We start from the raw sequence: 13451 nt of genomic DNA, 5'->3' as shown, positions 1-13451 counted from the left end.
GTGCAACAACAGATCACAGCGAGGCGCGATGCCAGTTTACAGCATGACCGGTTATGCCAGCGGGCAGACGAGCCCCGTCGGCAGCCACTCCGAAGCCGAAGCCCGGGCTCATGCGACCCCTCGGCTCGGTGTTGAAATACGCTCGGTCAACAGCCGATTTCTCGACCTGAGCTTCAAGCTGCCGGAAGAGCTGCGCCAGCACGAACCCGCCCTGCGCGAGATGCTCACGGCGCGACTCAAGCGCGGCAAGGTCGAACTGCGGGCCGCCCTCGAAAGCGGCGCCGCGGCCGGCATCGGCGACCCGTCCACCAAGCTTCTGCAGCGCCTCAATGCGGTCCAGGACCACATCCAGGCATGGCTGCCCGACGCGCGCGATCTCAGCGTGGCCGACGTGCTGCGCCTCGCGGCCGGCGACAGCGTCGCCAAGGGCGATTGGGGGCCGGACCTGACCGAGGTCACCGAAAAAACACTCAAGGACCTGCTCGCCGCACGCGAACGCGAGGGCGCACGCCTGGCCCGCATGCTGCAGGACCACCTCGCGCAACTGCGCGCGCTTGCCACCCAGGCCCTGCCGCTGGTCCCTCTGCTGGTGGAGCAGCAGCGCACCCGGTTCCTCGAGCGCTGGCAGGAAGCCATGGGCCTGAGCGGCGGCACGCCGCCCGAGGCCGCCCAGGACCGCGCCCTGACCGAAGCGACCGCGTTCGCGATCCGGATCGACGTCGCGGAAGAACTGACCCGCCTGAACTCCCACCTGGAAGAGATCGAAAGGCTGGTGAAGAAGGGCGGGGAGATCGGCAAGCGGCTCGACTTCCTGATCCAGGAGCTCCATCGTGAAGCCAACACGCTCGGCTCGAAATCCGCCACGCTCGAACTCACCCGCATCGGCGTGGACATGAAGGTCCTGATCGAGCAGATGCGCGAGCAGGTCCAGAACATCGAATAGAAACGGATTCCATGGACTACCCCGGCAACATCTTCGTGGTCGCAGCCCCCAGCGGCGCAGGCAAGTCGAGCCTGGTCAAGGCGCTGATGGAGCTCGACTCCGCCGTCCAGCCCTCGGTCTCCCACACCACCCGCACGCCCCGAGGCCAGGAAAAACATGGGCGCGAATACTTCTTCGTGTCCGAACCCGAGTTCGACCTCATGGTGGCGGCCGATGGATTCGTGGAGTGGGCGCACGTCCACGGCCGGCGCTACGGCACCTCCAAGAAGGCGATCGAGGAGCGTATCGCGCAAGGCGCGGACGTCGTTCTCGAAATCGACTTCCAGGGCGCGCTGCAGATCCGCAAGACCTTCACCAATGCGGTCATGATCTTCATCCTGCCGCCGAGCTGGGAGGAACTGCGCTCCCGGCTCGAGCGCCGGGGCGAGGACAGCCCGGAGGTCATCGAACTGCGCCTGCGGAATGCCGCCGAGGAGATGGCGCAAGCCTCGGCATTCGATTTCGTTATAATCAACGAGGTATTTGAGCGCGCACTTTTCGACCTGAAAGCGATCGTCCACGCTCAGCGGCTTCGCTACTCTGCACAGCGCCGCGCACGTGCAAGCACCTTTGCCGCACTGAACATCCCCTGATCCGCCCAACGTCTGCACATCGCCGAAAGATCATCATGGCCCGCATCACCGTCGAAGACTGCCTGCAACACATCCCGAACCGTTTCCAGCTCGTGCTCGCCGCCACCTATCGCGCGCGCATGCTGAGCCAGGGCCACGCCCCCAAGATCGAGAGCAAGAACAAGCCCGGCGTTACCGCGCTGCGCGAGATTGCAGAGGGCAAGATCGGCCTCGAAATGCTCAAAAAGGTCCCCGGCTGATCTGACGCACCCTTACAACAAGGAAGCACCGCATGCGGTGCTTTTTTTATGCCTGAATGCGTCTTAGCCGCGGCCACGCTAAAGTGGTGCTCATGAGCGCGGTCGTCAAGCCTCAGTCAGAAACCCGTCGAAGTCCGCAGCCCAGCCCTGCGGCATTGAATGCGGCCGCCGCCAGCTTCGCCGCATTGACCGATCGGCTCGACTATCTGGACCCCGAAGACGTCGAACTGGTGAGGCGTGCCTACCGTTTCGCGGATGAGGCGCACCTGGGCCAATTGCGCAACAGCGGCGAGCCCTACATCACCCATCCGATCGCGGTCGCCGCGCAGTGCGCGGAATGGAAACTCGACGCGCAGGCCCTGATGGCCGCATTGCTGCACGATGCGATCGAGGACTGCGGCGTCACCAAGGCTGAGCTCATCGAGAGCTTCGGCGCCCCGGTGGCTGAGCTGGTCGATGGCCTCACCAAGCTGGACAAGCTGCGCTTCAACACCCGCGAAGAGAACCAGGCCGAGTCCTTTCGCAAGATGCTGCTGGCCATGGCGCGCGACGTGCGCGTCATCCTCGTCAAGCTCGCCGACCGGACGCACAACATGCGCACGCTCGACGATGCGCCGCGCGAGAAATGGGCGCGCATCTCGCGCGAGACCCTCGAGATCTACGCCCCGATCGCGCACCGGCTGGGCCTCAATCAGACCTACCGTGAACTGCAGGATCTTTCCTTCCGGCACCTTCGTCCCTGGCGCTACACAGTGCTTGCCAAGGCGGTGGCCAAGGCGCGCGGGCGCCGCCGCGACCTGATCCAGAAGGTCCAGCAGGAAGTCGAGAACGCCTTCGCGGCCGCGGAGATGAGCGTGCGCATCGCAGGCCGCGAAAAGACGCTTTACTCCATCTACCGCAAGATGGTCGAAAAGCACCTGAGCTTTGCGCAGGTCACCGACATCTACGGTTTCCGCTTGATCGTCCCCACGGTGACCTCCTGCTACACCGGTCTCGGCATCCTGCACCAGATGTACAAGCCGCTGCCCGGCAAGTTCAAGGACCACATCGCGATCGCCAAGCTCAACGGCTACCAGTCGCTGCACACGACGCTGGTGGGCCCGGCGGGCGTGAACATCGAATTCCAGCTTCGCACCGAGGCCATGCACGTGGTGGCCGAATCGGGCGTGGCGGCGCACTGGCTCTACAAGGCGGCCGATCCGGCGGCGGTGGCGACCAGCGACCGCCTCGGCGCGAAATGGCTCCAGTCGCTGCTCGACATCCAGGATGAGACCCGCGATGCGGCCGAGTTCTGGGACCACGTCAAGGTCGACCTCTTCCCCGATGCCGTCTACGTGTTCACGCCCAAGAGCCAGATCATGGCGCTGCCGCGCGGCGCGACCGTGGTCGACTTCGCCTACGCCATTCACAGCAACATCGGCGACCACACATCCGCCGCGCGCATCAATGGCGACCAGGTTCCGCTGCGGACCGAGCTCAAGAACGGCGACGTGGTCGAGATCATCACCGCGCCGGTTTCGACGCCGAACCCCGCCTGGCTCGGCTTCGTTCGCACCGGGCGGGCGCGGTCCAAGATCCGCCACTACCTGAAGACACTCGCGCATGCCGAATCCGAAGGGCTCGGGGAAAAGCTCCTCGCGCAGGCGCTGCGCGCCGAAGGGCTCGGCAGACTGCCGGAAGACGACGCCGAGCACCAGCAGATCTGGGAAAAGCTCCTGCGCTTCACCGGCAACCGCACGCGCTCCGAACTGCTGACCGACATCGGCCTGGGCAAACGCATCGCCAGCATCGTCGCGAAGCGGCTGATGGCGCTGCTCGCCGAACGGGGCGCAAAGCCCGATGCGCTGATGCTGAGCCGCGAGCGCTTCGCGGCCAGCGACGCGGTATCGCAAGGCGCCGTGACGCTGGATGGCAGCGAGAACTCGTCCGTGCGCTTCGCGCTGTGCTGCCGACCGATCCCGGGCGACCCCATCGTCGGCTACCTCGGGCACGGCGAGGGACTGGTGGTCCATACCGAGGAGTGCGGTGTCGGCCAGCGGCTCCGCTACAAGGACAGCGAGCGCTTCTTCGCGGTCGAATGGGCCGACGATCCGGTCCGGACTTTCGAGGCGGGCGTGGTGATCACCGTGCGAAACGACAAGGGCGTGCTCGCCCGGGTCGCAGCCGCGCTCGCCGACGCCGAAGCGGACATCACGCACGTCGAAATGGCCGACGAGACGCCGCAGGATTCGACGGATCTTCGCTTCGTGATCGCGGTGCGCGATCGCACGCACCTCGAAGCCGTGTTGCGGGCCGTGCGCCGCACCTCATCGGTGCTCGCCGCCGCGCGGATGATTCCGGTCCCCTGAGATTGCCGGCCGTCAGTCGGGCCTGGAAGAAGGCACGGGATAGCTGACCGCCAACACCTCGATGTCGTGCACGCCCCCCGGTGTGGCGAGCTTGACGACGTCGCCCTCCCGGGCCTTGAGCAGCGCCCGCGCGATCGGGGATATCCAGCTCACCTGCGAGTGCGCGCTGTTCGCCTCGTCGATACCGAGAATCGTGACCTCGCGCTCCTCGCCACTCTCGTCGGCATAGCGGACTGTCGAGCCGAAAAATACCTGGTCGCTGCCGTGATGCACCGACGGATCGGTGACCTCGGCGATCTCGAGGCGCTTGGTGAGGAAGCGAATTCGCCGATCGATCTCGCGCAGCCGCTTCTTGCCGTAGAGATAGTCGCCGTTCTCGGAGCGATCTCCGTTCTTGGCGGCCCAGTGAACGGCTTCGACCACCTTGGGCCGCTCGGCGTCCATCAGATCCAGAAGTTCGGATCGCAGGCGCGCGTACCCGGTGGGTGTGATGTAGTTCTTGCCGCCGGCAGGCAGCGGCGGCAGTCCACCGCCGTCGCCATCATCGTCGTCGGCGTCGTTTTCCTTCGTGAAAGCCTTGCTCATTTCTACAACTCTCAACCCGCAAGGTCGGGCGAATGTTGTATCACATGGCAAAGACACCGATCCGAGGATGCGACCGTTCGGTCCCGGGTCGCCCTCGTCCGCCTCAACCCGATTGCTGGTCGGGCGCCGTCAGATCCGGATCGGGAATCGATTGCTCTGCCTGCGGCGCGCCGGCCGTAACGGCCGCACGCCGGCCTTGCTCGCCTCGCGCGGGGGCCTTGACGATGTGGCGTGGCACGTGGTGGGTTCGCTTTAGCTTGGCAAGCGCCTCGCTGCGCGCGGGCTCCGAGGCGGGCAAGAATATCTGCAATGAACTCATCGTGGTTGTCCCCATGCATGAGCGCCAGAAGATGGATGCATCCGACGGGGGGTCGGATGGATGAACGCCGGTTCCGTCCGGCGCGGCCCTGGCGTTGCCGCCTGGGGATTATTGCCCCTGAACGGCCGGCTGGCACGCACAGCCCTGAAAGCGGTAGTGTCAACGGCAGCACCTTGTTGCAGCATGTGACGTAGTTCCCTTGGCGGTCCCCAAAGAAGTGGTTCACAATGAAGGCTCTCCTCTGGACTCCAAGGTCCTTAGCCCGCTCCGGCGGGCTTTTTCGTTTTGGCTAGCATCTGCGCATGCCCGAACTCACGCTAGCAGCCACTTCCGCGATCGCAGTCGCCTTTGCCGCCGTGATGACTGCCGGATTCGCTGCGCGACAACGACGCTGGGGGCCGGTCCTCATGATGGTGGGGATCCTGGGATTCCTCGGCATCATCAGCTTGGGCATCGTGACGCGCCTCTGAGAAAGGCCGCTCGACACGGGCCCATGCGCGACGCGAACGCACCAAAGAAAAAGGGTTGGTCCGCAATGGACCAACCCTTTATGAAGTGGTGCGGCTGGCAGGATTCGAACCCACGACCCCTTGGTTCGTAGCCAAGTACTCTATCCAACTGAGCTACAGCCGCACAGCTTGCGATTATAGCATCCATTTTGGAGCCACTCGCCAACAGCTTTTAATTTTGTTGAATCTCGCCTGCAGGCAACGCCTGCTGCGTCTCGGATTCAGTGGTAGGCCGTGCTGGGCTTGAACCAGCGACCAACGGATTATGAGTCCGCTGCTCTAACCAACTGAGCTAACGGCCCACGCGTCCGGGATTCTAGTGGCCCGGCGCGTTCGCGCTCCTTCACTTGCGATGACTCAGCGCGTTGGTGACGAGCTTCGACGTGATGTCCACGATCTGGATCATGCGGTCGTACGGCATGCGCGTCGGCCCGATGACGCCGAGCGTTCCGACCACTTGCCCATCGACTTCGTAGTTCGCGCTCACGATGGAGAGATCGTCGAAAGGAACGATCTGGCTTTCGCCGCCGATGAAGATGCGCACGCCGTCGGCCTGGCTCGAGACATCGAGCAGCCGCATCAGCTGCGCCTTCTGCTCGAAGAGGTCGAAAGCCCTGCGCAAGTGGCCCATGTCGCTGGAGAAGTCGCTCACCGACAGAAGATTGCGCTCGCCCGCGATGACCACTTCTTCCTGCGCCTGGGTGAGGACTTCGGAACTCACCTTGACGGCCGCCTGCATCAGCGCGGCGATCTCGCCGCGCAGTTGCTCCATTTCGGACTGGAGGCGATCGCGCACCTGCTCGATCGACAGGCCCGCATAGTTCGCATTGATGTAGTTGGAAGCCTCGACCAGCTGCGACTGCGAGTAGTCGGCTTCCGGAAAGATCACCCTGTTCTGAACGTCTCCGTCGGGCGAGACGATGATGACGAGCAGCCGGCGTTCCGAAAGGCGCAGGAATTCGATCTGGCGAAAGACCGAAGGACGCCGTGGCGCCATCACCACACCCACGAACTGCGAAAGGCTGGACAGCAGGTTCGCGGCGTTGGCGATCACCTTCTGGGGCTGGTCCGGCGCAAGACTGGGCGCGGCGAACTGCTCGCGCTGCGCAGTCAACATGGTGTCAACGAAGAGGCGATAACCTCTGGCGGTAGGAACGCGACCCGCCGAGGTGTGAGGACTGGCGATGAGGCCCAGGCCTTCGAGGTCGGACATCACGTTCCGGATCGTCGCCGGCGAGAGATCCAGACCGGAGGCCCGGGACAGCGTGCGCGATCCGACGGGCTGGCCTTCGGCGATATAGCGCTCGACGAGTGTCTTTAGCAGCAACTTGGCGCGATCGTCCAGCATCGGCCAATTTTAATGTTGTAATTTGTTCATGAGCTCTCGCTTTCGTCACGTCGCACTCATAGGGAAATACCAGGCTTCGGGTGGGCGGGCGCAGGGCGGTGCGCCCGATGTCGTCATGGAAGGCATCGCCGCTTTTCTCGAGGCGCAGGGCTGCACCGTTTTCGTCGAAGAGTCCGAGGCCGACGGGGTCCCGGTCGGTCGCTACAAGGCGCTGACGGTCGAGGAGATCGGCGAGGAGTGCGATCTGGGCCTGGTCGTCGGCGGCGACGGCACGATGCTCGGCATCGGGCGGCAACTGGCGCCTTACGGTGTTCCGCTCATCGGCATCAACCGAGGCCGGCTCGGCTTCATCACCGACATCGCGCTCGACGACTATCAGGCGACGCTGGTCCCGATGCTCGCGGGCGAGTACGAGGAAGACCACCGCCACCTCATGCACGCGCAGGTGATCCGCAACGAGGTGTCGGTCTTCGACGCGCTCGCGATGAACGACGTGGTGGTCAATCGCGGCGGCACCTCGGGCATGGTGGAGCTGCGTGTCACGGTGGGCCGCCATTTCGTGGCGAACCAGCGCGCCGACGGGATGATCATCGCGTCGTCGACCGGCTCCACCGCGTACGCGCTCTCGGCCGGCGGACCGCTGCTGCATCCGGCCGTTCCGGGGTGGGTGCTGGTGCCGATCGCGCCGCACACGCTCTCCAACCGCCCACTCGTATTGCCGGACGCCGAGGAAGTCTCGATCGAACTCGTCGGCGGTCGCGACGCCAGCGCGAACTTCGACATGCAATCGCTCGCCTCGCTGGCCATCGGCGATCGCGTGGTGGTGCGCCGTTCCGACTACCGCGTCCGCTTCCTCCACCCGCGCGGCTGGAGCTATTTCGACACCCTGCGCAAGAAACTGCATTGGAACGAAGGAGGTTCCTGAGATGGCATTGCGGCGCATCGTCCTGCGCGATTTCGTGATCGTGCGCGCATTGGAGCTCGACCTGTCCCCCGGCTTCACCGTCCTGACCGGCGAAACAGGCGCCGGCAAGTCCATCCTCATCGATGCGCTCCAGCTGGCACTCGGCAATCGCGCCGATGCAGGCGCCATCCGCGAAGGCGCCGAACGGCTCGACGTGAGCGCCGAGTTCGATGCCGACCCGGCGCTGAACGGCTGGCTCGACGAAGGCGGTTTCGAGCCGGGCGAAGGATTGCTGCTGCGACGGACCGTCGATCTCCAGGGACGCAGCCGCGGCTGGATCAACGGCAGCCCGGCCACCGCAGCGCAGCTGCGTGAGCTCGGCGACCACCTGCTCGACATCCACGGCCAGCATGCGTGGCAAAGCCTCACCCGTCCGGATGCGGTGCGCGGCCTGCTGGACGCCTATGCCGGCGCAAGCACCGACGCGCTCGACGCCGCCTGGCACGAGTGGCGGCGGGCCATCGCCGCACTCGAAAGCGCACGCTCGGCGCAGGACACGCTGCAGCGCGAGCGCGAGCGCCTCCAGTGGCAAGTCTCCGAAGTGATGAAGCTCGCGCCGGGCGCCGACGAGTGGGAAGAACTCTCGGCCGCCCACGCGCGAATCTCGAACGCGCAGGCACTGATCGATGCGGCCGAGGGTGCCTGCAACGCGCTCGAAGACGACGACAACGGTGCGCTGGCGGCATTGAGCCGGGCGGTCGCGCTGCTGCAGAACTGCGAGCACATCGAGCCGGAATTCAAGGCCCTCGGCGAAGTCCTCGCCTCGAGCGTCGCGCAGGCTTCCGACGCCGCACATTCGCTGCACGGCTATCTGAGGCAGGCCGACACCGACCCCGAAAAGCTCGCCGAGCTCGACGAGCGGATGGGCCTGTGGATGTCGCTGGCGCGCCGCTATCGGCGCCAGCCCGAGGAACTCCCCGCCCTGCTGGCCGGCTGGCAGTCCGAACTGCAGGCACTGGATGCGCAGAGCGACCTCGACGCGCTGGAGCGGGCGGAGCGGGCCGCGGAACAGGCCTACATGAAGGAAGCGAAGGCGCTCGGCAAGGCCCGCAAGCAAGCCGCGCCCAAGCTCGCGCAGGCGGTCACGCAAGCCATGCAGGAACTCGGCATGAAAGGCGGGCGTTTCGAAGTCGCCCTTCAAGCGCTCGCCCAGCCGGCACGCTCCGGCCTCGAAGACATCGCGTTCCTCGTCAGCGGGCATGCCGGCAGCACGCCGCGTTCGATCGGCAAGGTCGCATCCGGCGGCGAATTGTCGCGCATCGCGCTCGCGATCGCGGTGACGACCAGCGAGCTCGGCGCCGCGCAGACGCTGATCTTCGACGAGGTCGATGCCGGCGTCGGTGGCGCGGTCGCCGAGACCGTGGGCCGCCTCATGAAGCAGCTCGGCCGCGACCGCCAGGTGCTCGCGGTCACGCACCTGCCGCAGGTGGCCGCATGTGCGGATCACCACCTCGTGGTCGCCAAGCGCCAGACCAGCGCCAAGGGCCCGGAAGGCACTCGCACCGAAAGCAGCGTCACGATCCTCGACATCGAGGGCCGCACGCAGGAAATCGCGCGCATGCTCGGCGGCGAGCGCGTCTCGCAGACTTCGCTGGCGCATGCACGCGAGATGCTGGGTGCGAAGACGGCGGAGACTTCATCGTGAGCCTCGACCTCGTCCTGATCACCGGGATGTCCGGTTCCGGCAAGTCCGTGGCGCTTCATGCGCTCGAGGACGCGGGCTACTACTGCGTCGACAACCTGCCCCCCGAACTGCTCACGCCCTTCGTCGCGTTGCAGCGGCAGCAGCACACTGCGCGCGTGGCCATCGCGATGGATGTGCGAAGCGGCGTGTCGCTGCCGCTCGTGCCGCAACAACTGGAGGGCCTGCGTCAAGAGGGCGTGTCGCTGCGCTCGCTGTTCCTCGACTCGACCACCGATGCGCTGCTGCGCCGCTTTTCCGAAACCCGGCGGCGGCACCCGCTGTCGCGCCAGGAAGGCCGCACCGACGTGCCGGACCAGCAGCGCGCACTGACACAGGCCATCGAGCTCGAACGCGAGCTGCTCGCGGACCTGCGCGATGGCGCCGACGTGATCGACACCAGCATCATCCGGCCCGCCCAGTTGCAGAGCTACATCAAGACGCTGGTGGCGGCGCCGCAGAGCACGCTCACGCTGGTGTTCGAATCCTTCGCGTTCAAGCGCGGCGTGCCGCTCGATGCGGACTTCGTCTTCGACGTCCGCATGCTGCCGAATCCGCACTACGTGTCCGCGCTGCGGCCCTTGACCGGTCGCGACCAGCCGGTGATCGACTGGCTTCGCGAACACGACGACGTCGCGCGCATGTACGGCGACATCGAGCAGTTCCTCGAACGCTGGCTCGATGCGCTCGCCAAGGACCATCGCAGCTATGTCACCGTCGCGATCGGCTGCACCGGTGGCCAGCATCGCTCGGTCTTCCTCGTGGAACAGCTCGCACGCGCCTTCGCAACGAAGTGGGGCGCCCTCAAGCGGCACCGCGAACTCGACGGGGTCTGAGCGCCCGATCGCCCGAATCAGCCGCCGCCGGTCAGCAGCTTGCGAACAGGCGCCGGCATCCCGAGCGCCGGCCACTCGCGATCGTCGAACCAGCCGCCGCCCGACAGGCCGGCCTGCGGCTCGCTGCACACGACCGATATTGGATGCAGGTGAAGATCCTTGTGGGTCAGCACATGCACGAAGCCCGCTTCGTCGCGCGCGGACTGGCGATCCGCGGCCGCCAGTTCATCCAACAGCGCCGAGCGACTTTCAAAGACGGGAAGGCAATAGAGGCCGGCCCAGATGCCGCGCGCCGGGCGCTTTTCGAGCCACACGCGCCCCTTTGGATCGCGGGCATTCAGCATCCACAGCGACTGCGAGGTCCGGCGCAGCTTGCGGGTCTTGACCGGGTACTTCTCGGGTGCGCCCTCTTTCCGCGCCGCGCACGCATCGGCAGCCGGGCAGATGATGCAGCTCGGCTTGCGCGGCAGGCAGACCGTGGCGCCCAGGTCCATCAGACCCTGCGTGTAGCGGCCGATCGCGCGAGCCTCGGAGGCTGGTGGCAGGAGTTCGGTTGCCTCGTTCCAGAGGGCGCGCTCCTGCGCCGCGGACGCGAGATCGCCATCGAAGCCGAGCACGCGCGAGAGCACGCGCTTCACGTTGCCGTCGAGAATCGCCACGCGCTCGCCGAAGCAGAAGGCCGCGATCGCCGCGGCCGTCGATCGGCCGATACCGGGCAAGGTCTGCAGCTCGGCCGCCTTGCGCGGGAATTCGCCGCGAAAGCGCGATACCACCTCTTGCGCGCAGCGATGCATGTTGCGCGCGCGACTGTAGTAGCCGAGCCCGCTCCAGAGTGCGAACACCTCGTCCTCGGTCCCGGCGGCAAGCGCCTGCACCGTCGGAAAGCGATCGAGGAATCGCGCGAAGTAACCCAGCACGGTCGACACCTGGGTCTGCTGGAGCATCACCTCGGACAGCCAGACGCGGTAGGGGTCCCGCGTGTTCTGCCACGGCAGTTCGCTACGTCCGTGGCTTCGCTGCCACGCAACCACATTGTCGGCAAAGGTCGGCGCGATGCGATGCGCTGCCGACCGCAGGTCGTCAGGCGGCACTGAGTTCGCTACGGTAGGAAGCGGCGTTCGGCGCCTCGTGGTTCAAGAGCACCGCGGTGAGCTCCTCCAGCCGGTGGTGCAGGTCGGCGAGATCGCGCTCCTGTGCGGCGAGCTCGGCCAATCGCTCGTCGAGATTGCCTGCCGCGCCCTGGATGCGCTCGACCGCTTCGATGCGCTTGGTGAAGGTGCGGCGCCGCTCCTTGAGCTGCGCGTCGAGCTGCGCGCCTGCGCCTTTGCTCCAGCGCTCGACTTCGGTCATCGCCGCTTCGTTGACCACACGCAGCCGGCTCGCGAGCGCGCGAACCAGCTTGTCGCAGAAATCGGGCTGCGCGAGCTTGAGCATGTTGCCGACGCCGAGGTAGTGCACATGGCTCTGCTCGATCTGCGTGAGCTGCTGCTCGAAGTCCGTCAGGTCCGGCTCGGGCGGCGCCTGCAACGTGAAGCCGTGCTCCGCATTGAGCTGCCGGAAGGTCGCGTGCAGCATCGACTGGATCTCAGCAGTGGTCGCCTGGACCTCGCGCAGGTTATTGCGCAACGCATCGAAGGTTTCGCCGTAGACCTTGCGCACGTTGAACTTGATGCCGCGCCGCTTCAGCGCGGTCGCCAGATGGCCCATGTCCGCCTTCAGCGCCGTGCTGCCGAGCACCGCATAGACCTCGCGCAGCAGCTTGCCCTGCACCGAGCGCAACGCGAGGATGCGCGTATTGCTGCCTTCGAATTCCGACTGCTCCTGCTCGATGCGCGAGCGCATGTGGCGGATGACGGAGCTGTTCTTGCCGCGCAGCCCCTGCAGCTCGAGCGCCTGCTCCGACAGGTCGCGCTGGCGCACGTTCAGGATACGGGTGGCCTCGGTCCGCAGGGCGCCGATGCTGGCATCCACGGCCAGCCGCAGCATCGTTTCGCGCTTGCCGAGCAAGCCCTCGCCGAGGATGGCCTCGAGCGCGGGAAGACGGCTGGCCTGCAGCAGCGGCACGTCGCGGCGGATCTTGGCCTGCAATCCCTTCTGCGCGGAGACCGGAAGCACCTGCGTCAAGGGAACGCCCAGCACATCGGCGGCGCCCTTGCGCTGGCGCTGGATCTGCGCATCGACCTGGGCCGGAGTGCTCAGGATGTCCCACATCGTGTCGATCTTGTTCAGGACCACGATGCGCGTTTCGCCGGCGTCCCCCTCGGTGACCAGGTGCTCGCGCCAGATCGCGAGATCGGATCGCGTCACGCCCGTGTCGGCGCCGAGGATGAAGACCACGGCATGCGCCTGCGGAATCAGGCTCACGGTGAGCTCCGGCTCCGCGCCGATCGCGTTGAGGCCCGGCGTGTCGAGAATCACCAGGCCCTGCTCCAGCAGCGGATGCGGCATGTTCAGCACCGCATGCCGCCAGCGCGGGATTTCGACGCGGCCGTCGGAATCCGGCACCGGGTTGTCGTCGGGTACGTCGTCGCTCCAGAAGCCCAGCGCCTTCGCCTCGTCCACCGGGACCCAGCGGACCTCGGCGACCTTGCTCATGGCCTGCGACAGCAGTTCGGCGTTGTCGACGTCGATGTCGATGTGGGCCCAGCGCGCCGGCTCGTCGCGCCAGTGGACCAGCGAGTGCGGCTCGAGCCGCGTCTCGATCGGCAGCAGCCGCAGGCTCGGCGGGTGGGCCGGGTCGTAGCCCAGTTCGGTCGGGCACATCGTGGTGCGCCCTGCGCTCGCCGGCATGATCCGGCGGCCATAACCGGCAAAGAAGATCGCGTTGATCAGCTCGGATTTGCCGCGCGAGAACTCCGCGACGAATGCGACCATGACCTTGCTGGTGCGCAGTTGCGTCTCGACGTCGCGCAACCGTTCGGCAACGCTCTGGTTCAGCAGCTCGTTCTCGTTGAGCCAGCGCGTCAGCCACTTCAGGCGGTGCGCGAAATTACGCCGCCAGGCGCCGTGCTGGTCGAACTGCTGAGTGAAGGAAGCGGTCAACGGCG

At 66.2% G+C, this 13451-nt stretch carries 13 protein-coding genes and 2 tRNA genes; 8 read left to right on the top strand and 7 right to left on the bottom strand.

Going from position 1 to position 13451, the window contains the following annotated elements:
• The first annotated feature begins 28 nt into the window (after positions 1 to 28).
• From VAR608DRAFT_RS18300 to VAR608DRAFT_RS18285, 4 genes are all read left to right on the top strand, one after another.
• Positions 29 to 943 (top strand): YicC/YloC family endoribonuclease, encoded by a 915-nt coding sequence (locus VAR608DRAFT_RS18300; protein WP_088955343.1) that lies wholly within the window; start codon positions 29 to 31, stop codon positions 941 to 943.
• An 11-nt stretch (positions 944 to 954) separates the two neighbouring features.
• Positions 955 to 1575, top strand: a complete 621-nt coding sequence (gene gmk / locus VAR608DRAFT_RS18295) for a guanylate kinase (protein ID WP_088955342.1) — start codon at positions 955 to 957, stop codon at positions 1573 to 1575.
• Between the two features lie 35 nt (positions 1576 to 1610).
• Positions 1611 to 1814: a DNA-directed RNA polymerase subunit omega gene (gene rpoZ / locus VAR608DRAFT_RS18290; RefSeq protein WP_028249368.1), complete on the top strand. Its 204-nt coding sequence runs from the start codon at positions 1611 to 1613 to the stop codon at positions 1812 to 1814.
• Positions 1815 to 1906: 92 nt separating this feature from the next.
• Positions 1907 to 4162 (top strand): RelA/SpoT family protein, encoded by a 2256-nt coding sequence (locus tag VAR608DRAFT_RS18285; RefSeq protein WP_088955341.1) that lies wholly within the window; start codon positions 1907 to 1909, stop codon positions 4160 to 4162.
• A gap of 12 nt (positions 4163 to 4174) precedes the next feature.
• Here the strand turns inward: VAR608DRAFT_RS18285 and greB are convergent, their stop codons facing one another.
• Both greB and VAR608DRAFT_RS18275 read right to left on the bottom strand, forming a co-directional pair.
• A complete protein-coding gene (gene greB / locus VAR608DRAFT_RS18280; protein WP_088955340.1) occupies positions 4175 to 4747 on the bottom strand; it encodes a transcription elongation factor GreB in 573 nt (190 codons plus the stop codon).
• A gap of 103 nt (positions 4748 to 4850) precedes the next feature.
• Entirely contained in the window at positions 4851 to 5066 is a 216-nt protein-coding gene (locus VAR608DRAFT_RS18275; protein ID WP_157731043.1) for a hypothetical protein, read from the bottom strand.
• Positions 5067 to 5368: 302 nt separating this feature from the next.
• On the opposite strand from VAR608DRAFT_RS18275, the gene VAR608DRAFT_RS37455 reads away from it, so the two are divergent.
• Positions 5369 to 5536: a hypothetical protein gene (locus VAR608DRAFT_RS37455; RefSeq protein WP_172843869.1), complete on the top strand. Its 168-nt coding sequence runs from the start codon at positions 5369 to 5371 to the stop codon at positions 5534 to 5536.
• Positions 5537 to 5622: 86 nt separating this feature from the next.
• Here the strand turns inward: VAR608DRAFT_RS37455 and VAR608DRAFT_RS18270 are convergent.
• The 3 genes from VAR608DRAFT_RS18270 to hrcA all read right to left on the bottom strand — a co-directional run bounded on the left by VAR608DRAFT_RS18270 (position 5623) and on the right by hrcA (position 6923).
• Positions 5623 to 5699, bottom strand: a tRNA-Arg gene (locus VAR608DRAFT_RS18270).
• A gap of 101 nt (positions 5700 to 5800) precedes the next feature.
• Positions 5801 to 5877: transfer RNA gene (locus tag VAR608DRAFT_RS18265), tRNA-Ile, on the bottom strand.
• Between the two features lie 41 nt (positions 5878 to 5918).
• Entirely contained in the window at positions 5919 to 6923 is a 1005-nt protein-coding gene (gene hrcA, locus VAR608DRAFT_RS18260; RefSeq protein ID WP_088955338.1) for a heat-inducible transcriptional repressor HrcA, read from the bottom strand.
• Positions 6924 to 6951: 28 nt separating this feature from the next.
• Here hrcA and VAR608DRAFT_RS18255 point away from each other — a divergent pair, with 28 nt between their 5' ends.
• From VAR608DRAFT_RS18255 to rapZ, 3 genes are read left to right on the top strand one after another with little or no spacing between them, the layout of a single operon-like run.
• Positions 6952 to 7848, top strand: coding sequence for an NAD kinase (locus VAR608DRAFT_RS18255; RefSeq protein WP_088955337.1), 897 nt, complete (start codon positions 6952 to 6954; stop codon positions 7846 to 7848).
• A 1-nt stretch (position 7849) separates the two neighbouring features.
• Positions 7850 to 9532, top strand: coding sequence for a DNA repair protein RecN (gene recN / locus VAR608DRAFT_RS18250; RefSeq protein WP_088955336.1), 1683 nt, complete (start codon positions 7850 to 7852; stop codon positions 9530 to 9532).
• Positions 9529 to 10404, top strand: a complete 876-nt coding sequence (gene rapZ, locus VAR608DRAFT_RS18245; RefSeq protein WP_088955335.1) for an RNase adapter RapZ — start codon at positions 9529 to 9531, stop codon at positions 10402 to 10404. The genes recN and rapZ overlap by 4 nt, the downstream gene beginning before the upstream one ends.
• A gap of 17 nt (positions 10405 to 10421) precedes the next feature.
• Here the strand turns inward: rapZ and mutY are convergent, their stop codons facing one another.
• Both mutY and VAR608DRAFT_RS18235 read right to left on the bottom strand, forming a co-directional pair.
• Positions 10422 to 11495, bottom strand: coding sequence for an A/G-specific adenine glycosylase (gene mutY / locus VAR608DRAFT_RS18240; RefSeq protein ID WP_231973547.1), 1074 nt, complete (start codon positions 11493 to 11495; stop codon positions 10422 to 10424).
• Positions 11485 to 13446, bottom strand: coding sequence for a dynamin family protein (locus tag VAR608DRAFT_RS18235; RefSeq protein ID WP_088955334.1), 1962 nt, complete (start codon positions 13444 to 13446; stop codon positions 11485 to 11487). Before VAR608DRAFT_RS18235 ends, mutY begins: the two co-directional genes overlap by 11 nt.
• Positions 13447 to 13451 lie beyond the last annotated feature (5 nt).

Origin of the sequence: Variovorax sp. HW608 (genome assembly GCF_900090195.1) — a bacterium.
Taxonomy (GTDB): Bacteria; Pseudomonadota; Gammaproteobacteria; order Burkholderiales; family Burkholderiaceae_C; genus Variovorax.
Note: the sequence above shows the minus strand (reverse complement) of the source record. Positions and strands in the feature narration are given on the sequence as shown.